Annotated in this window: 19 protein-coding genes and 3 pseudogenes; 18 read left to right on the forward strand and 4 right to left on the reverse strand. The window is 39.9% G+C overall.

From position 1 onward, the window contains the following. Positions 1-90: 90 nt before the first annotated feature. From EAL04_RS04825 to hydE, 5 genes are read left to right on the forward strand one after another with little or no spacing between them, the layout of a single operon-like run. Positions 91-1,245 (forward strand): hydrogenase 1 small subunit, encoded by a 1,155-nt coding sequence (locus tag EAL04_RS04825; RefSeq protein ID WP_120973686.1) that lies wholly within the window; start codon positions 91-93, stop codon positions 1,243-1,245. A gap of 12 nt (positions 1,246-1,257) precedes the next feature. Further along, positions 1,258-2,994 (forward strand): nickel-dependent hydrogenase large subunit, encoded by a 1,737-nt coding sequence (locus EAL04_RS04830; protein ID WP_120973688.1) that lies wholly within the window; start codon positions 1,258-1,260, stop codon positions 2,992-2,994. A gap of 12 nt (positions 2,995-3,006) precedes the next feature. Beyond that, the gene (gene cybH, locus EAL04_RS04835; protein WP_097704758.1) at positions 3,007-3,681 is read left to right on the forward strand and encodes a Ni/Fe-hydrogenase, b-type cytochrome subunit; all 675 of its coding nucleotides are present in this window, start codon (positions 3,007-3,009) and stop codon (positions 3,679-3,681) included. Continuing rightward, the gene (gene hydD, locus EAL04_RS04840; protein ID WP_042631627.1) at positions 3,678-4,214 is read left to right on the forward strand and encodes a hydrogenase biosynthesis protein HydD; all 537 of its coding nucleotides are present in this window, start codon (positions 3,678-3,680) and stop codon (positions 4,212-4,214) included. Before cybH ends, hydD begins: the two co-directional genes overlap by 4 nt. 1 nt (position 4,215) lies before the next feature. Further along, a complete protein-coding gene (hydE, locus tag EAL04_RS04845) occupies positions 4,216-5,754 on the forward strand; it encodes a hydrogenase biosynthesis protein HydE (RefSeq protein WP_120973690.1) in 1,539 nt (512 codons plus the stop codon). Between the two features lie 4 nt (positions 5,755-5,758). Here hydE and EAL04_RS04850 read toward each other — a convergent pair whose 3' ends face one another. Both EAL04_RS04850 and EAL04_RS04855 read right to left on the reverse strand, forming a co-directional pair. After that, positions 5,759-6,172, reverse strand: coding sequence for a hypothetical protein (locus tag EAL04_RS04850; RefSeq protein ID WP_120973692.1), 414 nt, complete (start codon positions 6,170-6,172; stop codon positions 5,759-5,761). Between the two features lie 132 nt (positions 6,173-6,304). Continuing rightward, positions 6,305-6,772 carry a hypothetical protein gene (locus tag EAL04_RS04855; protein ID WP_120973694.1) on the reverse strand — a complete coding sequence of 156 codons (468 nt, stop codon included), beginning with the start codon at positions 6,770-6,772 and terminating at the stop codon, positions 6,305-6,307. 179 nt (positions 6,773-6,951) lie between these two features. Between EAL04_RS04855 and oipA the strand changes: the two are divergent. After that, positions 6,952-7,878: pseudogene (gene oipA / locus EAL04_RS04860) on the forward strand (outer inflammatory protein OipA). A gap of 68 nt (positions 7,879-7,946) precedes the next feature. Here the strand turns inward: oipA and queC are convergent. Continuing rightward, entirely contained in the window at positions 7,947-8,633 is a 687-nt protein-coding gene (gene queC, locus EAL04_RS04865; RefSeq protein WP_120973696.1) for a 7-cyano-7-deazaguanine synthase QueC, read from the reverse strand. Positions 8,634-8,694: 61 nt separating this feature from the next. Here queC and EAL04_RS04870 point away from each other — a divergent pair, with 61 nt between their 5' ends. The 12 genes and pseudogenes from EAL04_RS04870 (at position 8,695) to EAL04_RS04920 (ending at position 20,019) form a co-directional block, all read left to right on the forward strand. Further along, a complete protein-coding gene (locus tag EAL04_RS04870) occupies positions 8,695-9,903 on the forward strand; it encodes a CCA tRNA nucleotidyltransferase (RefSeq protein WP_162982490.1) in 1,209 nt (402 codons plus the stop codon). A 13-nt stretch (positions 9,904-9,916) separates the two neighbouring features. Further along, a complete protein-coding gene (locus EAL04_RS07910; RefSeq protein WP_162982491.1) occupies positions 9,917-10,420 on the forward strand; it encodes an SRPBCC family protein in 504 nt (167 codons plus the stop codon). Between the two features lie 14 nt (positions 10,421-10,434). Next, a complete protein-coding gene (locus EAL04_RS04875; protein WP_120973698.1) occupies positions 10,435-11,292 on the forward strand; it encodes an NAD(P)-dependent oxidoreductase in 858 nt (285 codons plus the stop codon). 1 nt (position 11,293) lies between these two features. Then, a pseudogene (frxA, locus tag EAL04_RS04880) lies at positions 11,294-11,947 on the forward strand (NAD(P)H-dependent flavin oxidoreductase FrxA). Positions 11,948-12,111: 164 nt separating this feature from the next. Further along, positions 12,112-13,431, forward strand: a complete 1,320-nt coding sequence (gene gltX / locus EAL04_RS04885) for a glutamate--tRNA ligase (RefSeq protein WP_120973700.1) — start codon at positions 12,112-12,114, stop codon at positions 13,429-13,431. Beyond that, positions 13,428-13,721, forward strand: a complete 294-nt coding sequence (locus EAL04_RS04890) for a YggT family protein (RefSeq protein WP_120973702.1) — start codon at positions 13,428-13,430, stop codon at positions 13,719-13,721. Before gltX ends, EAL04_RS04890 begins: the two co-directional genes overlap by 4 nt. 8 nt (positions 13,722-13,729) lie before the next feature. Continuing rightward, on the forward strand, positions 13,730-15,412 hold the full coding sequence (locus EAL04_RS04895) for a lytic transglycosylase domain-containing protein (RefSeq protein WP_120973704.1): 1,683 nt from the start codon (positions 13,730-13,732) through the stop codon (positions 15,410-15,412). Continuing rightward, complete coding sequence (galU, locus tag EAL04_RS04900) at positions 15,409-16,230, forward strand: UTP--glucose-1-phosphate uridylyltransferase GalU (RefSeq protein WP_120973706.1); 822 nt, start codon at positions 15,409-15,411, stop codon at positions 16,228-16,230. The genes EAL04_RS04895 and galU overlap by 4 nt, the downstream gene beginning before the upstream one ends. A gap of 11 nt (positions 16,231-16,241) precedes the next feature. Then, complete coding sequence (locus EAL04_RS04905) at positions 16,242-16,649, forward strand: hypothetical protein (protein ID WP_120973708.1); 408 nt, start codon at positions 16,242-16,244, stop codon at positions 16,647-16,649. A gap of 2 nt (positions 16,650-16,651) precedes the next feature. Next, on the forward strand, positions 16,652-17,920 hold the full coding sequence (gene murA / locus EAL04_RS04910; RefSeq protein WP_120973710.1) for a UDP-N-acetylglucosamine 1-carboxyvinyltransferase: 1,269 nt from the start codon (positions 16,652-16,654) through the stop codon (positions 17,918-17,920). Between the two features lie 57 nt (positions 17,921-17,977). After that, entirely contained in the window at positions 17,978-19,384 is a 1,407-nt protein-coding gene (gene aspA, locus EAL04_RS04915; protein ID WP_001217501.1) for an aspartate ammonia-lyase, read from the forward strand. Positions 19,385-19,428: 44 nt separating this feature from the next. Next, entirely contained in the window at positions 19,429-20,019 is a 591-nt protein-coding gene (locus EAL04_RS04920; RefSeq protein WP_120973712.1) for a uracil-DNA glycosylase family protein, read from the forward strand. Between the two features lie 8 nt (positions 20,020-20,027). Here EAL04_RS04920 and EAL04_RS04925 read toward each other — a convergent pair. After that, positions 20,028-20,398, reverse strand: a pseudogene (locus EAL04_RS04925) (glycosyltransferase family 10 domain-containing protein); the annotation flags it as partial.

Raw genomic sequence — 20,398 nt, forward strand, 5'->3', positions numbered from 1 at the left:
CATCTAAAATAAAAATTAAAAAATAATCAATTGCCACTACATTATTTTTATTATGTTAAGATAATGAAAATTTCTAATTAAGGAGTGGTCATGTTCTACGATGAAAAAAAGACCTATCAAAGGATTGAAGAACGCCTTGAGATAGTCAGTTCGTTTAACGCTCACAACGAGCATAAAAACTTGCAAGACGAGTTTAAGGGGGCGGGCATTTCTAGGCGCGATTTATTGAAGTGGGCGGGCATGATGAGCGCGACTTTAGCTTTGCCGGCTAGTTTTGCTCCCTTGACTTTGAAAGCAGTAGAAGTGGCTAACAGATTGCCTGTGATTTGGTTGCACATGGCAGAATGCACCGGCTGTAGCGAAAGTTTGTTAAGGAGCGCAGACCCCACCATTGATAGCATTATCTTTGATTACATTAACCTAGAATACCATGAGACCATCATGGTAGCGAGCGGTTTTCAGGCTGAAAAAAGCTTGCATGACGCCATAGAAAAGCATAAAAACAATTACATTTTAATGGTAGAAGGCGGTATCCCCCAAGGCACAGAATACTTTCTCACTCAAGGCCCAAACGCTGAAACGGGGGCTGAAGAGTGCAGAAAAGCCGCTCAATACGCAGCCGCTATTTTTGCCATAGGCACATGCTCAAGTTTTGGGGGCGTTCAAGCGGCTTACCCTAACCCCTCTAACGCGCAACCCTTGCATAAAATCATTGATAAACCCGTGATCAACGTTCCCGGTTGCCCGCCTAGTGAAAAAAATATCGTGGGTAATGTGCTTTATTACTTGATGTTTGGGACTCTCCCTAAATTAGATGCGTATAACCGCCCCTCTTGGGCTTATGGGAATAGGATCCATGATTTGTGCGAAAGGCGAGGGCATTTTGATGCGGGCGAATTTGTGGAGCATTTTGGCGATGAAAACGCTAAAAGGGGCTTTTGTTTGTATAAAATGGGCTGTAAAGGGCCTTACACTTTCAACAATTGCTCCAAACTCCGCTTCAATTCACACACTTCTTGGCCCATAGGCGCAGGGCATGGGTGCATAGGGTGTTCTGAGCCTAATTTTTGGGATACGATGAGTCCTTTTGAAGAGCCTTTGGCGAATCGCTCCATTAAAACCGCTTTTGATGGCTTAGGGGCTGATAAAGTGGCGGATAAAGTCGGCACGACTTTACTCAGTGCAACCGCTATTGGCATTGCCGCGCATGCACTCCTTTCTAAAGCGATCAAAAACAAAGAGTAATAAGGGATTAACATGTCAAAAAAAATAATAGTCGATCCTATCACTAGGATTGAGGGGCATTTAAGGATTGAAGTGATCGTAGATGATGATAATGTGATCACTGATGCGTTTTCTTCTTCTACGCTTTTTAGGGGGCTAGAGACGATCATTAAAGGCAGAGACCCACGAGATGCGGGCTTTATCGCTCAAAGGATTTGCGGGGTATGCACTTATTCGCATTATAAAGCCGGTGTTACTGCGGTAGAAAACGCTTTAGGCATTACCCCCCCATTAAACGCACAATTGGTGCGATCTTTGATGAACATGGCACTGCTTTTTCACGATCATGTGGTGCATTTTTATACTTTGCATGGGCTTGATTGGTGCGATATTATGAGCGCTTTAAAAGCCGACCCTTTTGAAGCGGCAAAACTTTCTTTCAAATACAGCCCTTATCCCATTAATACCGGTGCGGGCGAATTAAAAGCGATTCAAAAACGCTTGAATGATTTCGCTAAAAGCGGATCTTTAGGGCCTTTTAGTAATGGCTACTATGGGCATAAAACCTATCGTTTAAGCCCAGAGCAAAATTTAATCGTCTTAAGCCACTACCTCAAGCTTTTAGAAATCCAAAGGGAAGCGGCGAAAATGACCGCTATTTTTGGGGCCAAACAGCCTCACCCACAAAGCCTAACGGTGGGGGGCGTTACGAGTGTTATGGATATATTGGATCCAACAAGGTTGGCTGAATGGAAGAGCAAGTTTGAAGTGGTGGCTAATTTTATCAACCATGCTTACTACCCTGATTTGGTGATGGCAGGCGAAATGTTCGCTAACGAACAATCTGTCATTAAAGGCTGCGGCTTAAGGAATTTTATCGCTTATGAAGAGGTGTTGCTTGGGAAGGATAAATACCTTTTGAGTAGTGGGGTGGTGCTTGATGGGGATATTTCTAAATTACACCCCATTGATGAGAGTTTGATTAAAGAAGAGGTTACGCATTCTTGGTATCAATATGAAGACACTAAAGAAGTGCAACTCCACCCTTATGACGGGCAAACGAACCCGCATTATACCGGTTTAAAAGACGGCGAGAGCGTGGGGATTGAAAATAAAATAATCCCTGCTAAAGTGCTTGACACTAAGGATAAATATTCTTGGATAAAATCCCCCAGATACGATAGTAAGCCTATGGAAGTAGGCCCTTTAAGTTCCGTAGTGGTAGGTTTAGCGGCGAAAAACCCTTATGTTACTGAAGTGGCTACTAAGTTTTTAAAAGACACGAAACTGCCTTTAGAGGCGTTGTTTTCAACGCTTGGGCGCACGGCTGCAAGGTGTATTGAAGCGAAGACTATCGCTGATAATGGCCTTTTGGCGTTTGACGCGTTAGTGGAAAATCTAAAGAGTGATCAAAGCACTTGCGCTCCTTATCACATTGATAAAAATCAAGAGTATAAAGGGCGCTACATTGGTCAAGTGCCAAGGGGCATGCTAAGCCATTGGGTGCGTATTAAAAACGGCGTGGTGGAAAATTATCAAGCAGTGGTGCCTTCTACTTGGAATGCAGGGCCTAGAGATTCTAAAAACCAAAGAGGGGCTTATGAAATGAGTTTGATTGGTACTAAAATCGCTGATTTAACCCAGCCTTTAGAAATCATTAGGACTATCCATTCTTTTGACCCATGCATCGCATGCTCAGTGCATGTGATGGATTTTAAAGGGCAGTCTTTAAACGAGTTTAAAGTAGAGCCTAATTTCGCTAAATTCTAAAAAGGGTTACGCATGGATAAAATGAATAAGGTCGTTTTACACAAAGAGTATTCAGGTTTTGTGCGCTTTTTCCATTGGGTTAGGGCTTTGAGTATTTTTACTTTAATCGCTACGGGGTTTTACATCGCTTACCCTTTTTTGCAGCCTAATTCCAGCTTTTATAAAGGGGTGTATCTTCTACAAGCTTATGTGCGCTCTTTTCATGTCATGTTTGGGTTTTTACTCATTAGTGCATTAATCTTTAGAACCTATCTTTTTTTCACTAAAGAAAGCTTGATGGAACGCAGGAGTTTCAGCCAACTTTTAAGCCCAAAAGCTTGGATTGATCAGATGAAAGCGTATTTTCTTATCAGCGGCAAACCCCACACTAAAGGAGCGTATAACCCTATCCAACTCGTGGCTTATTTCACTTTGGTTGTTTTGATCGTGTTGATGAGTTTGAGCGGGATAGTGCTGTATTATAATGTCTATCATGCGGGGCTTGGGGCGTTTTTAGCAAGCGCTTTTAAGTGGTTTGAAGCGCTTTGTGGGGGGTTAGCGAATGTTCGTTTCATCCACCACTTAGCGACTTGGGGGTTTATTTTGTTTGTCCCTGTGCATGTTTATATGGTGTTTTTCCATTCTATCCGGTATGATAGTTCAGGGGCGGATTCTATGATTAATGGCTATGGTTACACCAAAGAATGAGTCAAAAAATCCTAATTCTAGGCATTGGCAATATCCTTTTTGGCGATGAAGGGATTGGGGTGCATCTAGCCCACTACCTTAAAAAGAATTTTTCTTTTTTCCCTAGCGTGGATATTGTGGATGGGGGGACTATGGCTCAGCAACTCATTCCTTTGATCACTTCGTATGAAAAGGTTTTGATTTTGGATTGCGTGAGCGCTAAAGGCGTTGAAATTGGATCGGTTTATGCTTTTGATTTTAAGGACGCTCCTAAAGAAATCACATGGGCTGGGAGTGCGCATGAGGTGGAAATGTTGCACACTTTAAGGCTCACGGAGTTTTTAGGGGATTTGCCTAGAACTTTTATCGTGGGGCTTGTGCCTTTTGTGATAGGGAGCGAGACCACTTTCAAGCTTTCAAGCGAAATGTTAAACGCTTTAGAAACAGCCTTAAAAGCCATAGAAACCCAACTCAACGCATGGGGAGTTAAAATGCAACGCACCGATCATATCGCTTTAGAGTGTATCGCTGAACTCTCTTATAAGGGTTTTTGAATTGGCGTTTGTCTTTCTTTTTAAATGCGTTAATGAAAAAACAAGCCTGAATTTTACGCCCCTTTTAGAGCAAATAGCATGCAATTTGCAAGCGCGTTTTTATAGCGTTTATAAGGATAATACGACTTCTTTCTACCTCCAAGCGAGCGCTGAGATCACTTTAGAGTTCGCGCAAAAATTAAGCGAGATTTTGCCCTTTTCTTTAGATTTTAGCTTTTTGTCTTTAAAGGAAATCACAGAGCCTTTAGATGAAAATCTTTTCCAAACAACAAGCCTTTCAAAGCCCCTTTTTATGAACGCTAAAGAGCATCAAGATTTTTTAGACAAAAACGCATCTTTGTATGCCGATACTCTGGGCTTGATTAAAAACACCGCTTTTAAGGGGGATATAATCCATAGTCCTAAAGAGCTTATAGATTGCTTAACCCAATTAAAAGGCATGCTCAAAACACAGGATTTTATCCCTATTTTCACTTCTAGGGGGGCGTTATCCCTTTCTTTAAAAAATCCCTCTCCAAGCGTTATTTTTAGCGATCTTTCTAGCGTTTTAACCTGCACTAAATTGCCTTTAGAGGACGCTAAATATTTGGCTAGTTTGGAAAAACCCTCTATCAAAGCCTCTTTAAAAAGCGTGTTTAAGGACACTTTTAAAAACGATGAAATCATAGCCCAACTACCCTTTGACCCCATATTGAATTTATTGTGCCATATTTTACAAGATGAGGGGATAGAATTTGTTTTTACGCATGAAAGCCGTTCTTGTGAAGCATTGTTACATTATGAAGCGCTTTTTAAAACCCCTAAACGCTTGATCACGCCCACTAAAAATTTCGTTCTAGAAAACCATCTTTCTGTCATTCCCCTTAAAGATGAATTAGAGTTTTTAAGCGCAACCCCCAATTCTATCGTTTTGTATTTTAGTTTCAAGTGCCCTACAAGGTTGTTGTTGCATGCTAATGGTTCTTTAAAAACGCTTTTAAGCGTTAGTTTTGATTTCAATCAAATATTTAACCTCCTCAAACAAGATGAAAAAGCCTCCAGAATGCTACAAAACTACGCGACTAAATTCCCTGATTTTTACGCGCGTATTGTAGAGCTTTCTCAATACAATCTAGGGGGCGCGAATGTATTGGATTTTTTTCGCATTTTAGGCTTTATTTTGGGTTATAGCGAGGATTTTCATTCGCATAGCGTTATTTCTTTGGCTAAAGAATGCTTACGCCCTAAAGGCCCTAGGATTGATTATAAAATCCTTAAAAACGATTCTTTGAAAATGGCTTTAAACTTTTCAAAGATCATGCACAGCGCGATGAGTTTCAGGCTCGCAGGCGTGGAAAATGAAATTTTGAGTTTGGGGATTTTGGATTCTTTAGCGGAGTTTTTAGGGAATTTCATTTGGGATAACGCGCAAAATTTTAGCGTCCAAGAAGTAACGATCGCTGGGGATTTCTTTGGCGAAAAAGTGTTTTTGGATTTGTTTGTGCGGTATTTCCCTAAAACCCTCGCTCTTAAAGCGCATGCATTTTTGGATTATGAATGAGGGCTTAAAAGCGGATATGCATCATCAACCCGCCGTCCATGTATTGGGTTTTTTTGCTTTTAGTCCTTTCAAAATAAGGCCCAAAAGACAGGGCTTTATTGAAATTCACAATCGGCACGCTCACCCCTTCAGCGATATTGTTTTTAGCGAGTTGTTTGTAAAACTTTTTGTCGCTTTTTTTATGGCTTTTAAGGCTAGGGCTTTTTTCTAAATCCACGCCTTCTAAACCGCTATTTTTAGTGAAATCATAAAGCTTTTTGTCGTTTTTGGACTCGGTTTCTGATCCATGGTTTTTATGGAGTTTGTAAAACTTTTTACCGCTCTTTTTGTCGTTTTTGGTTTCGGTTTCTAAATCCATTGCAAACGCGCTGCTATAAGCCACAAACGATACAAGAAATAAATTTCTAACTATACGCATAAGATCTCCTCTGATATAGCCTTCCTTCATCACGCCACCATAACATGTTAGAAATAACCATTAGAAAACACAAGCGCGTTTGAGCAAAAACACCACCACGCTTATTGTTTAGTGCAAGCTATTTTAAGCTAATCAATAAAAAGCGTAAGGGAAGTATCCAGGCGCTCCATACCCATAAGGACCATAAGGCATAAGGCCAGACCCATAAGGCATGAAACCATAGGGCATGTAATAATAAGGCATGTAATAATAAGGCATGTAATAGCCTCCATACATCCCGTTTTGCATGGGCGAATTGAGGTTATCCACTGAATTGTAAAAGCCGTTTAAAGAGCCGTAAGCGTTATAATTAGTGAAACGATTGATTAAAGGCGTGGTGCGCGCATCAATGATGGCGTTTTCTTGCTGGATGGCTTTTTCTTCTCTGGCGACTTCTTGGGCTTTAGTCTCTTTAGGATCTTTAACTATCACTTCTTCTATAGGCACATTCGCCCCACAAGCGCTTAACAGATAGGCTAAAAAGCCGGTGTTTAAAAAAAGAACGATTTTAGAAAGATGAGCGGATTGGTTGGGTAAAAAAGTTTTATTGTTTTGACGCATGGGTTTTCCTAAATTTTAAAATAACCAAAGATTAACATGTTTTTGATTTAATGTTAATTAAGCGGTGGTTTTGTGGCTATTTCATTTTAACTTTGTTTTTCATTAAAACCCAATCTAAAATCTTATTTTTATGATAAAATACCTAGCAATAATATCAAATCTTAAACCAAAGAAAAACCATGAAAAAAGCCCTCTTACTCTCTCTCTTTCTCTCGTTTTGGCTCCACGCTGAAAGGAACGGATTTTATTTAGGTTTGAATTTTGGAGAAGGAAGCTATATTCAAGGACAAGGCAGCATCGGCGAAAAAGCTTCAGCAGAAAACGCCTTAAATCAAGCGATCAATAACGCAAAAAATTCATTATTCCCTACAACACAAAACACAAAAGCCATAAGAGATGCACAAAACGCCTTAAATGCAGTGAAAGATTCAAACAAAATCGCTAGCCGATTCGCAGGAAATGGCGGGTCGGGCGGTATTTTCAATGAACTCAGCTTGGGGTATAAATATTTTTTGGGTAAAAAAAGGATTATAGGGTTTAGGCACTCTCTTTTTTTCGGTTACCAACTTGGTGGTGTTGGTTCTGTTCCTGGCAGCGGTTTAATAGCTTTTTTACCCTATGGTTTCAATACGGATTTACTCATTAATTGGACTAACGATAAGCGAGCGTCCCAAGAATACGTTGAACGAAGGGTAAAAGGGCTCTCTATATTTTATAAAGATATGACCGGCAGAACGCTAGACGCTAACACATTAAAAAGAGCATAAAGGCACACAATCAGAAAATCTTCAGGGCTTGTGATTGGCATGGAACTAGGGGCTAGCACTTGGTTTGCAAGCAACAATCTCACCCCTTTCAATCAAGTCAAGAGCCGCACGATTTTTCAGTTACAAGGGAAATTTGGCGTTCGTTTTAGTAGTGATGAATACGATATTGATCGCTATGGCGATGAAAACTATCTTGGGGGTTCTAGTGTTGAATTAGGGGTTAAAGTGCCAGCGTTTAAAGTCAATTATTATAGCGATGATTATGGGGATAAATTGGATTATAAAAGAGTGGTGAGCGTTTATCTCAACTATACCTATACTTTTAGACGCAAACATTAAAAATGTGCTTTTTATCGCTCTTTGATTGTTTGTCTTAAAAAACGCTTTTGAGTATTTTTACCAACGCTTTATTGAAACAAAGCCTTAGCTTGAAACTCTTCAAAGCCTTTTTTCCTCAATTGGCATGCCGGGCATTTATCGCAGCCATAGCCATAAGCATGCAAAATCTTTCGCTCTCCTTGATAGCAGGTGTGCGTTTCTTTGATGATTAGATCTAAAGCCCCTAAATCTTTAGCCATTTGAAATTCTTGTGCTTTACTTAAAAACATTAAAGGCGTTACGATTTTAATCGCCGTGTTTGAGCCTAAATTTAGGGCATGCTCGATGCTTTTAATAAAATCTTCTTTACAATCCGGATAGCCGCTAAAATCCGCTTGCGAAACCCCTAAAGCGATGTTGCTAGCCCCTAGTTTTTGCGCGTAAGAATGCAAAAGGGTGATAAAAATAGCGTTACGATTAGGCACAAAAGAATTGGGCAAATCTTTATTTTGCGCATGCGAATGCCCTATTAAATCGTTAGAGTTTTTAAAAAGCGCGGAGTGGGTGATATTCTCTAAAAAATCTAATGGGATGATTTCGTAAGGGAATTGTAAAAGAGAAGCGATTTTTTGAGCGCATTCTAATTCCACAGAGTGTTTTTGCGCGTAATCAAACCCCACTAAACAGACTTTTTTAAAACGCTTTTTCGCCCATACGGCTAAAGTGGTGCTGTCTTGCCCGCCGCTAAAACCGATCACGCAAATTTCTTGTTCCATCAAAATTCCTTAAAATTCTAAAAAGATATAATAACACAAAGAAATTTTAAGAGTAAAAAGCGTGTTTGAGTTAGAAAAAGAATTGAAAGAATTGTTTGATATTTATGAAAAATCCCCTTATGAGCTTTACTTGGTAGGGGGGTGCGTGCGCGATTATTTGATGAGCATTACCCCCAAAGATTACGATTTGACCTCAAACGCTTTAGTCAATGAAAGTAAAGAGCTTCTTTTAAAGCACCATTTTAGGGTGCTAGAAACCGGTATCAAACATGGCACGATCACGGCTCTTAAAAACCATCAGATCTATGAAATCACAACTTTTAGAATTGAAAAGGGGCATATCAAACACCGAAAGCCTAAAGAATTGGTTTTTAGCGCTCATTTAACAGACGATTTAAAGCGGCGCGATTTTAGCATGAATGCGATCGCTTATAGCCCTACAAAAGGGATTATAGATCCTTTTAAAGGGCGATGTGCGATTAAAAATCAAATGATTGAATGCGTGGGGGAAGCGCGATTGAGGTTTTTTGAAGACGCTTTAAGGATTTTAAGATCGCTGCGATTTAGCGCGACTTTAGGCTTTAAGATAGCAGCAAGCACCAAAAGAGCGGTTTTTGCGTGTAAGGATTTGTTAAAACACCTTTCTAAAGAACGCTTACAAAGCGAGTTGAATAAGCTTCTTATGGGGAAAAACGCCTATGAAGTGGCTAAAGAATATCAAGAAATTTTGGAGTTGGTTATTCAAGAAAAAATAGAAAATTTAGGGTTTTTAAAAAACGCGCCTTTCAATCTGGAATTAAGATTATTGGGGTTTTTTAAATATCAAAAAAGTTTAGAAAATTTACGCTACCCTAAAAAAACTTGTGTTTTATTTTCAAAAGCTAAAGAATGCCACAAAGCTTTTTTAAATATTCATGACAAAACAGAGTTAAAATTTTTATTGAAAAACTACGATTTAGAGCCTTTTAATTTGGCTTTAGATTTTTATGCGCTAGAAAACCCCAAACACGCTTTAAAAATTAAAAGATTGTTAAAAGAAATCTTTGATTCTAACGAGCCTTTTAAAAAAGAACACTTGGCCCTTAAGGGCGGCGCGCTTCAAAACTTAGGCTACCAACACCAAAAAATCAGCGAAATTTTAAACGCATGCTTAAATTTAGTCATCGCTAACCCTAAAAACAACGCTTTAGAGTGGCTGATAAAATGGGTTAAAGATCATTATTTACCTAATAATGCTATAAATCTTTCGCCAATAGGCAGAAAAAATTAAAAACAGAGAAAACATGATAACTATGAATGCGATTCGATGGCCTAAGAAATGGATTCCAGGAGAGACTGATAATTTCGTGTCCAATGAAGTCATTGTCAAAGGTTTGGATTTTAATAAAGTGGTGCAGCATTTAAGAGACGCTTCTCATTGGGAAAAGTATTACAAAAACTCAGGGAATATCCACATGCACAATCAAGACAATACCATTCTTAAAGACAAGACTCGTTTTTGTTTTGAAACTTTTGGCTTTTTAGTGGAGGCACAGGTGGAAGAGTTTGAATTGAAAGACGCTATTTTGCGTTTGGCTTGGAGAGGCTGGAATGAAGCTAAAGGCGATGAGTATCTTGAAGCCTATCACGCATGGCTAGTTGAAAAATTAGATAATGATCGTGTGCGTATTTTAACCCAAGAAACTCAGTTAGGAGTCCCTGCTAAAGCTTTAGCGAAATCTGTGCCTAATGCGATGCTAAACGGCCATCAAGCTTGGTTAGATGGTTTAGTGGCGTATTCGCGCTAATAAGTGAGGGTTGAATGAAAATCGGATGGATTGGACTAGGGGCTATGGGGACTCCTATGGCGGCTCGTTTGCGTGATGCAAATTTAGAAGTGTCGGTTTATAACCGAACAGAGAGCAAAGCAGCCCCCTTAAAAGAAAAGGGCGTAGTGGTTTATACTAACCCTATAGATTTAGCCGCTAAAGTTGATCTGGTTTTTATCATGCTTTCGGATAAAACGGCGATTGATGCTGTTTTAGCGCCAGAATTTTGGGAACAGATGTCTGAAAAAATCGTGGTGAATATGAGCACTATCGCTCCTTTGGAGAGCTTATTTTTAGAAAAAATCGCTCAAAAGCATCAAGTAACTTACCTTGAAGCGCCCGTTTCAGGATCGGTTGGCGCGGCTAAAGCTGGGGTGTTATTGATTTTAGCGGCCGGTAATGAAGAAGTAGTTACTCAACTCAAACCTGTTTTGGCGCATTTGGGGAGTCAGATTTTTTATTTGGGTAAGATTGGTCAAGGGGCAGGAGCCAAATTATCCATTAATAGCCTTTTGGCTCAAATGGGGGTTGCTTATTCAGAAGCTTTGCTATTAGCCAAACATTTAGGGGTTGATGCAGAGTCATTTTTGCAAATTATTGGCCAATCTGGCATGAATTCGCCTCTCTTTCAAGCTAAAAAAGGCATGTGGCTACAAGATAGCTATCCGGTCGCTTTCAGTTTGAAACTCATGCTCAAGGATATTCGTTTAGCTAACAATGAAGCAGGAGAGGCGATTGAATTGCCATTCTTATTCAAGGTGCAAGAACTTTATTCTCAAGCGGAAAAATCCGGTTTAGGCGAAATGGATATGGCAGCCGTTTATCATTATTTAGAAAAAGGAGAACATTAAAATGGACAGAGAACAAGTGGTTGCTTTACAGCACCAACGATTCGCTACGAAAAAATACGATCCCAACCGCCGTATTTCACAAAAGGATTGGGAAGCGTTGGTTGAAGTGGGGAGGTTAGCCCCTTCTTCAATCGGGCTTGAACCATGGAAGATGCTTTTATTAAAAAATGAACGCATGAAAGAAGATTTAAAACCGATGGCCTAGGGGGGGCTTTCTAGCTTGGAGGGAGCGAGCCATTTTGTCATTTATCTTGCGCGAAAGGGCGTTACTTATGACAGCGATTACGTTAAAAAAGTGATGCATGAGGTTAAAAAAAGGGATTATGACACCAATTCCAGGTTCGCTCAAATCATCAAAAATTTCCAAGAGAACGATATGAAACTCAATAGCGAACGATCCTTGTTTGATTGGGCCAGCAAGCAGACTTATATCCAAATGGCGAACATGATGATGGCAGCGGCCATGTTAGGGATTGATTCTTGCCCGATTGAAGGGTATGATCAAGAAAAAGTGGAGGCTTATTTAGAGGAAAAAGGCTATCTAAACACGGCAGAATTTGGCGTGTCGGTAATGGCTAGTTTTGGTTATCGTAACCAAGAAATCACCCCTAAAACCCGCTGGAAGACAGAAGTTATTTATGAAGTGATTGAATAAAAAACGCTTTTAGTTTTTTGATAATTAATCATAAAAAGCTTGGCGTTAGCCAAGCACTAATCTCTTGAATAATGCCTATTCATGTTTGATAAAACAGAACTACCGCAACACAATTAAGTATTCTTTAGGTATAATCAAAAACTATTTTTAAATAAAGGGTTTTTATGCTTCGTTTTGCGCCTTCGCCTACAGGGGATATGCACATAGGGAATTTAAGGGCAGCTATTTTTAACTACATTGTGGCCAAACAGCAACATAAACCCTTTCTCATTCGCATTGAAGACACGGACAAAGAGCGCAATATTGAAGGCAAAGACCAGGAAATTTTAGAGATTTTAAAGCTTATGGGGATAAGCTGGGACAAGCTCGTGTATCAAAGCCATAACATAGATTACCACAGAGGAATGGCAGAAAAATTACTGAAAGAAAATAAAGCGTTTTATTGTTATGCGAGCGCGGAGTTTTTAGAAAGAGAAAAAGAAAAAGCCAAAAATGAAAAACGCCCTTTCAGGTATTTAGACGAGTGGGCCACTTTAGAAAAAGACAAGAACCATGCCCCTGTGGTGCGTTTAAAAGCCCCAAATCATGCGGTGTCTTTCAACGATGCGATTAAAAAAGAAGTGAAATTTGAGCCTTATGAATTGGATTCTTTTGTGCTTTTAAGGAAAGATAAAAGCCCGACTTATAATTTCGCTTGCGCATGCGATGATTTGCTTTATGAAATCAGTCTGATTATTAGAGGCGAAGATCATGTGAGCAACACCCCTAAACAAATCTTAATCCAAGAAGCTTTAGGCTCAAACGATCCGATTGTTTATGCGCATTTGCCCATTATTTTAGATGAAGTAAGCGGTAAAAAGATGAGCAAAAGAGACGAAGCGTCCAGCGTGAAATGGCTTTTAAATCAAGGGTTTTTGCCGGTTGCGATCGTGAATTACCTCATCACTATCGGCAATAAAGTGCCTAAGGAAGTTTTTAGCCTTGATGAAGCGATAGAGTGGTTTAGTTTAGAAAATCTTTCTAATTCCCCGGCTCATTTTAATTTGAAATATTTAAAGCATTTAAACCACGAGCATTTAAAGCTTTTAGACGATGAAACATTATTAGAGCTCACTTTAATAAAAGATAAAAACCTCCTAGGGCTTTTAAGATTGTTTGTAGAAGAATGCGGCACGCTTTTAGAATTGAAAGAAAAAATTTCGTTGTTTTTAGAGCCAAAGGATATTGTTAAAACTTACGAGAACGAAGATTTTAAAGAGCGTTGTTTAGCGCTTTTTAACGCCCTAAAAGGCATGGATTTTCAAGCGTATAAAGATTTTGAAAGTTTTAAAAAAGAAGCCATGCGATTGAGCCAGCTTAAGGGTAAGGATTTTTTCAAACCTTTACGCATTCTTTTGACCGGGAACTCGCATGGCGTTGAATTGCCGTTGATTTTCCCCTATATCCAAAGCCATTCTCAAGAAGTCTTAAGGCTAAAAGCATGATCTTTTCCACTCTTCTTAATGCGATAGCGGTGATTTTAAGCTCGCTCATTACGATTTATATGTGGATGGTGATCATTTATGTGCTTATCAGTTTCGTGCAGCCTAACCCCAATAACCCCATCATGCAAATCCTCGCTCGCTTGTGTGAGCCGGTGTTTTATTTTTTACGCTCTAGATTCAAGCTGGTGTTTAACGGGTTGGATTTCGCTCCTTTAGTGGTGGTCATCGTTTTGAAATTTTTAGATTTGACCCTCATCCAATGGCTTTTTATGCTCGCCAAAAGTCTTTAAAGGAAATCATGCGTTTTTTGATTTTATTTTTTATGGGTGTGCTTGGCGTTGGTTTTTCTCAAACCGAGTTGAGTTTAAAAGATTTAGAAAAAAAGCCCGCCGGGATCGTTAGGGATTATTATTTATGGCGTTATATTAGCGATAAAAAAACGAGTTTAGAAAACGCTAAAAAAGCCTATGAATTGACTCAAAATAAAAATAACGCCCTACAAAAAGCTATGCAAGAAAAAGGCTCAGACAATGCAGAAAAAAGCCCTGATGTTAAATTGCCTGAAGATATTTATTGCAAGCAAATTACTCTAGAAAGCATGTTGGAAACAACAGACACTTTCCAAAATAGCTGTATCGCTATCGCTTTAAAATCAAAAATCAGAGATTTTGATAAAATCCCCATCCAAACCATCAAGCCCTTACAAGAAAAAATCAGAGAGGCTTACCCCGTCCTTTATGAAGAATTAGAAATCTTGCAAAGTAAACATGTGAGCGCTTCTTTGTTTAAGGCTAACGCGCAAGTGTTTAGCGCGCTTTTCAATCATTTGAGTTATGAAAAAAAGCTCCAAATTTTTGAAGAACATATCCCCATTAAAGAGTTAAACCGCCTTTTAGATGAAGATTACCCGGCGTTTAACCGCTTGATCTATCAAGTTATTTTAGATCCTAAATTGGATCATTTTAAAGACGCCCTCACTAAAAGCAACGCTACCCACAGCAACGCGCAAACCTTTTTTATCCTAGGGATCAATGAAATCTTGCGCAAAAAACCCTCTAAAGCGCTCAAGTATTTTGAACGATCTGAAGAGGTTGTTAAAGACGATGATTTTTCAAAAGACAGAGCGGTTTTTTGGCAGTATTTAGTCTCTAAAAAGAAAAAAACTTTGGAGCGCCTTTCACAAAGCCCTGCCTTAAACCTCTATAGTCTTTATGCGAGCCGCAAATTAAAAACCACGCCCAGTTATCGCATCATTTCTCATATCCAAAATTTAAGCCAAGAAGATCCTCCTTTTAACACCTACGATCCTTTTTCGTGGCAAATTTTTAAGGAAAAAACCTTGAGTTTGAAAGATGAGAGTGCGTTTAATGCGATGCTAAAAAGCCTGTATTATGAAAAAAGCGCCCCTGAATTGACCTATCTTTTAAGCCAACGCAATAAAGACAAGATTTATTATTATTTATCCCCTTATGAGGGTATTATTGAATGGCAAAATACAGATGAAAGGGCTATGGCGTATGCGATCGCTAGGCAAGAAAGCTTTTTGCTCCCGGCTTTAATCTCTCGCTCCTTTGCTCTAGGGCTTATGCAAATCATGCCCTTTAATGTAGGGCCTTTCGCTAAAAGTCTTGGCATGGATAATGTTGATCTAAATGACATGTTTAACCCCAATATCGCCCTCAAATTTGGTAATTATTACTTGAATTATTTGAAAAAAGAATTCAACCACCCCCTTTTTGTCGCCTACGCCTATAATGCTGGGCCTGGGTTTTTAAGGAGGTGGTTAGAAAGCTCCAAACGATTTAAAGAAAAAAATCATTTTGAGCCATGGCTTAGCATGGAGCTTATGCCTTATAGCGAGACTCGCATGTATGGCTTTAGGGTCATGCTCAATTACTTGATTTATCAAGAAATTTTTGGGAATTTCATCCCTATTGATGCGTTTTTAGAACAAACTCTTAACTCAAAGGACAAACCATGATTAAAAAATGCCTTTTTCCTGCCGCTGGCTATGGCACGCGCTTTTTGCCGATCACTAAAACCATTCCTAAAGAAATGCTGCCCATTGTGGATAAGCCTTTAATCCAATACGCTGTAGAAGAAGCGATGGAAGCGGGCTGTGAAGTGATGGCGATCGTTACGGGAAGGAATAAACGAAGCTTAGAAGATTATTTTGACACGAGCTATGAAATAGAGCATCAAATCCAAGGCACCAACAAAGAAAACGCTCTAAAAAGCATTCGTAACATTATAGAAAAATGCTGTTTTTCCTATGTGCGCCAAAAGCAAATGAAAGGCTTAGGGCATGCGATTTTAACCGGGGAAGCCCTCATAGGCAATGAGCCTTTTGCGGTGATTTTAGCCGATGACTTATGTATAAGCCATGATCACCCAAGCGTGTTAAAGCAAATGACTTCATTGTATCAAAAATACCAATGCTCCATTGTAGCCATTGAAGAAGTGGCGCTAGAAGAAGTTTCAAAATACGGCGTGATTAAGGGCGAATTGTTAGAAGAAGGGGTGTATGAGATTAAAGACATGGTGGAAAAACCCAATCAAGAAGACGCCCCAAGCAACCTGGCCGTGATAGGGCGCTACATTCTAACCCCGGATATTTTTGATATTTTGCGTGAGACTAAACCGGGTAAAAACAATGAAATCCAAATCACAGACGCCTTACTCACTCAAGCCAAAAGAAAGCGCATCATCGCTTACCAATTCAAAGGCAAGCGATACGATTGTGGGAGCGTGGAAGGCTATATTGAAGCGAGTAACGCTTATTATAAAAAACGCTTATAAATCTTATCAACATGGGCAATTTGACTTATTACGCTTACATGTATTTGATTCTCTTTGTATGCTTGCTGCCTGTGTTATTGGTGGGGCTTGCTTGGAGGCTTACTCGCCCTCCCTTAAAGCAAAATATTCCTAATAAAAGCCTCTCTTTAGAAAATTTAAACGAACAAATCAAAAACCTTAAAAGCGTGCCAGCTTTAGAAAAACTGAAAAACGACTTCAATGAGCGTTTTAAAATTTGCCCCAAAGATAAAGAAACTCTGTGGCTAGAAACGATCCAAAAATTAGTCGCTTCAGAATTTTTTGAATTAGAAGACGCTATTAATTTTGGGCAAGAATTAGAAAACGCTAACCCTAATTACCAACAAAAAATCGCTAACGCTACCGGCTTAGCCCTTAAGAATAAAAAAGAAAAAGGATAGAATTGGACTTTTTAGAGATTGTAGGACAAGTCCCTTTAAAAGGGGGGGTAGAAATTTCAGGGGCGAAAAATTCCGCGCTCCCCATTTTAGCCGCCGCGCTTTTAAGCCGCCAAGAAGTCAAAATCAAATCCTTGCCCCAAGTGGTGGATATAAAGGCGATGGCGTTATTGTTGCAAAATTTAGGCGCAGAATTAGAATGGCTTAACCCACACACGCTCCAAATCAGCGCTAAATCCCTGAGCCACACCGAAGCCACTTACGATTTGGTGCGTAAAATGCGCGCTTCCATTTTGGTTTTAGGCCCTTTGTTAGCGCGCTTTAAAGAATGCTTAGTGAGTTTGCCCGGTGGGTGCGCTATAGGAGCAAGGCCTGTGGATTTGCACTTAAAAGCGATGCAACAATTAGGGGCTGAAATCAAAATTGAGCAAGGCTATATCCATGCAAAAGCCCCTAAAGGCTTGAAAGGGAATGATATTTTATTTGATAAAATCAGCGTTACAGGCACAGAAAACGCCCTCATGGCAGCCAGTCTTGCTAAAGGGATCACGCGCATCATTAATGCGGCTAAAGAGCCAGAGATCGTTCAATTGTGCGCGTTTTTACAAAGCGGAGGCGTAGAAATTGAGGGCGTTGGCAGCAGCGAGTTACAGATTAGGGGGGTAGAAAATGACGCTTTAAATTTAAAAGACATTCAAATCATACCCGATAGGATTGAAGCAGGCACTTATTTGTGCGTGGGGGCTATCACTAACAGCCAGCTTAAAATCAATCGTATCATCCCTAACCATCTTCAAGCGATCACGGACAAGCTCATAGAAATTGGTTTTTCGCTAAACATTCAAGAAAATTCTATAGAAATTTATCCGGCTAAAAAACGACAAGCCTTTGAAATCACCACGAAAGAATACCCAGGCTTTCCCACAGACATGCAAGCGCAATTCATGGCGTTAGCCACGCAGTGTTTGGGGACGAGCGTGATTGAAGAGACGCTTTTTGAAAACCGCTTCATGCATGCAAGCGAATTGCAACGCTTGGGGGCTAATATCAGCCTAAAAACGAATGTGGCTACCATTAGCGGATCCACAGAGCTTACCGGGAGCGATGTGATGGCGACCGATTTAAGGGCCTCTTCGGCTCTCATTTTAGCCGCTTTAGTGGCTAAGGGCGTGAGTAGGGTGCATAGGATTTACCACTTGGATAGGGGTTATGAGAGATTAGAGGATAAAATCAACGCTTTAGGGGCAAAAGTGTTGCGTTTAAAAGAAAAATAGCTCAAGATTTGGTTACAATAGCTAGAATATTTTTCAATTATTACATAAGGAGCTTTTATGCGTATTGAGCATGATTTCATTGGGCAAATGGAAATTAGCGATGAAGTTTATTATGGGATTCAAACTTTAAGAGCGAGTGAAAATTTTTTCATCACCAACGACAAGCTTTGCAGTTATCCTGTTTTTATCAAGTCTTTCGCTCAAGTCAAAAAAGCGGCTGCTTTAGCGAACGCGCAATTAGGGCTGATTGATGAAAAGCTTAAAATTGCGATTTGCCATGCGTGCGATTTGCTGGTTGATGGCAAATACCATGATCAATTCATTGTGGATATGATTCAAGGGGGGGCTGGCACAAGCACGAACATGAACATGAATGAAGTGATTGCTAATTTGGCTTTAGAATACATGGGGCATCAAAAGGGCGAGTATCAATTTTGCCACCCAAACGACCATGTCAACCGCTCTCAATCCACTAATGACGCCTATCCTAGCGCATTAAAAATTGCGATTTATGAGCGCTTGAGTAATTTAGTCGCTCCCATGAAAGCTTTAAGGGACGCTTTCGCTCAAAAAGCTAAGGAATTCGCTCATGTGATTAAAATGGGGCGCACCCAGCTTCAAGACGCTGTACCTATGACTTTAGGCCAAGAGTTTGAAACTTATGCCTTGATGGTTGATAGGGATATTGAGCAGGTTTTAGACGCTAGGAATTGGGTAAGAGAGCTTAATTTGGGTGGCACGGCTATTGGCACAGGGATCAATTCGCACCCGGATTATCGCAGTTTGATTGAAAAGAAAATCCAAGAAGTAACGGGCCGCCCTTTTGTCATGGCTAATAACTTGATTGAAGCCACTCAAAGCACCGGGGCGTATGTGCAAGTGAGCGGGGTGTTAAAGCGTATTGCGGTGAAACTTTCTAAGGTTTGTAACGATTTGAGGTTACTCAGTTCAGGCCCTAGAGCCGGGTTGAATGAAATCAATTTGCCTAAAATGCAGCCGGGTAGCTCTATCATGCCCGGTAAAGTCAATCCGGTGATCCCTGAAGTGGTCAATCAAGTGTGCTTTGCGGTGATTGGGAACGATTTGAGCGTGGCGTTAGCCGCAGAAGGCGGGCAATTACAACTCAATGTGTTTGAGCCAGTTATCGCTTACAAGCTTTTCCATTCCTTTGTGATTTTAGGGCGTGCGATTGAAACTTTAACGACTAAATGCGTGGAAGGCATCACGGCTAATGAAAAGATTTGCCACGATTATGTCTTTAACAGCATTGGCATTGTTACCGCGCTAAACCCTCATATCGGCTATGAAAAATCCGCTATGATCGCTAAAGAAGCCTTAAAAAGCGATCGCTCTATCTATGACATCGCTTTAGAAAAGAAAATCTTAACTAAAGAGCAACTGGACGATATTTTCAAGCCAGAAAACATGCTAAGCCCTCACGCTTTCAAAAAGCATAAAGACTGAACGCTTTGCAACACTCACGCCTTCAAACTTTACGCTCCCTTTATATGGAGCGTCTTTTAGGCGAAACTTATACGGACATTAGCCTTATAAAGCCCCAAAATAAGCCCCTTAACAAACAAGTTCATGAGGGCATAGAAAATTGCAATTTGTGCAAACGCCATCAACATTCAAAACCGGTGATCGGGCTTTTTAACCCCACTTCCAAGCTCGCTTTCATCACGCTCACCCCCATGCTGGATAGCCAATTACATTTCTTAAACAATTTAAAAGCAGCCATGCTAGAGAGCATTATCCAAAAGGTTTTTAACTACCCCTTAAAAGATTGCAGTATCTTATCGCTCCTTAAATGCGACTCTAACAGCCTTAATTTAGAAGAAGAAATCAACGCATGTCTGCCCCATTTAATCTGGCAATTAGACAACAGCGCTTCAAAAGTCATTGTGGTATTTGGCGAGATTTTGCCCAAACGCCTTTTAAACCTTTCTAAAGAAGAATCCTTTGGGCGCATCGTGTCTTTAAAAACCAGACATTTTTTAAGCACCCATGCTTTAGAGGACATGCTCAAAAACCCCACGCTCAAAAAAGAAGCGTTAGTGCATTTTAAAATAGCGCTCCAATTTCTCAATCAGTCTTAAAATGCGCCTTATTTTTTAACCCATCTCCTTACAGCGCGCAACAAAGGTAAGGATTTTTGATAAGCTTTGCGATAGATTTTAAAAGTGGTGTTTTGAGAGAGTTCTAATAAAGGTGAAGCGTTTTGTAAAAGGCGCTCATAATTAACCCTCAAATCATCATAATTAACTCTCAAATCATCATAATTAACCCTCAAATCATCATAATTAACCCTCAAATCATCATAATTAACTCTCAAATCATCATAATTAACCCTCAAATCATCAATAGTCGCTAAAGGCTCATGCAAATCACGATAGAAAACAAAAGGGTTATTGTGATAGATCGTGTCGTTTTCTAAAATCGTTTTAAAAAAATCTAGGATTTTTTTAAAACTCAAAT

The sequence above is a fragment of the Helicobacter pylori genome (assembly GCF_003638305.1).
Classification (GTDB): domain Bacteria; phylum Campylobacterota; class Campylobacteria; order Campylobacterales; family Helicobacteraceae; genus Helicobacter; species Helicobacter pylori_DJ.

Bases quoted from the DNA above. Each gene is read 5' to 3' on its own strand.
- EAL04_RS04920 (WP_120973712.1), top strand. From the start codon at position 19,429: ATGGAGCGTCTTTTAGGCGAAACTTATACGGACATTAGCCTTATAAAG.
- aspA (WP_001217501.1), top strand. From the start codon at position 17,978: ATGCGTATTGAGCATGATTTCATTGGGCAAATGGAAATTAGCGATGAA.
- gltX (WP_120973700.1), top strand. From the start codon at position 12,112: ATGCTTCGTTTTGCGCCTTCGCCTACAGGGGATATGCACATAGGGAAT.
- EAL04_RS04855 (WP_120973694.1), bottom strand. From the start codon at position 6,772: ATGCGTCAAAACAATAAAACTTTTTTACCCAACCAATCCGCTCATCTT.
- EAL04_RS04830 (WP_120973688.1), top strand. From the start codon at position 1,258: ATGTCAAAAAAAATAATAGTCGATCCTATCACTAGGATTGAGGGGCAT.
- EAL04_RS04895 (WP_120973704.1), top strand. From the start codon at position 13,730: ATGCGTTTTTTGATTTTATTTTTTATGGGTGTGCTTGGCGTTGGTTTT.
- galU (WP_120973706.1), top strand. From the start codon at position 15,409: ATGATTAAAAAATGCCTTTTTCCTGCCGCTGGCTATGGCACGCGCTTT.
- hydD (WP_042631627.1), top strand. From the start codon at position 3,678: ATGAGTCAAAAAATCCTAATTCTAGGCATTGGCAATATCCTTTTTGGC.
- EAL04_RS04875 (WP_120973698.1), top strand. From the start codon at position 10,435: ATGAAAATCGGATGGATTGGACTAGGGGCTATGGGGACTCCTATGGCG.
- EAL04_RS04905 (WP_120973708.1), top strand. From the start codon at position 16,242: ATGGGCAATTTGACTTATTACGCTTACATGTATTTGATTCTCTTTGTA.
- EAL04_RS04890 (WP_120973702.1), top strand. From the start codon at position 13,428: ATGATCTTTTCCACTCTTCTTAATGCGATAGCGGTGATTTTAAGCTCG.
- EAL04_RS07910 (WP_162982491.1), top strand. From the start codon at position 9,917: ATGATAACTATGAATGCGATTCGATGGCCTAAGAAATGGATTCCAGGA.
- queC (WP_120973696.1), bottom strand. From the start codon at position 8,633: ATGGAACAAGAAATTTGCGTGATCGGTTTTAGCGGCGGGCAAGACAGC.
- EAL04_RS04825 (WP_120973686.1), top strand. From the start codon at position 91: ATGTTCTACGATGAAAAAAAGACCTATCAAAGGATTGAAGAACGCCTT.
- EAL04_RS04850 (WP_120973692.1), bottom strand. From the start codon at position 6,172: ATGCGTATAGTTAGAAATTTATTTCTTGTATCGTTTGTGGCTTATAGC.
- cybH (WP_097704758.1), top strand. From the start codon at position 3,007: ATGGATAAAATGAATAAGGTCGTTTTACACAAAGAGTATTCAGGTTTT.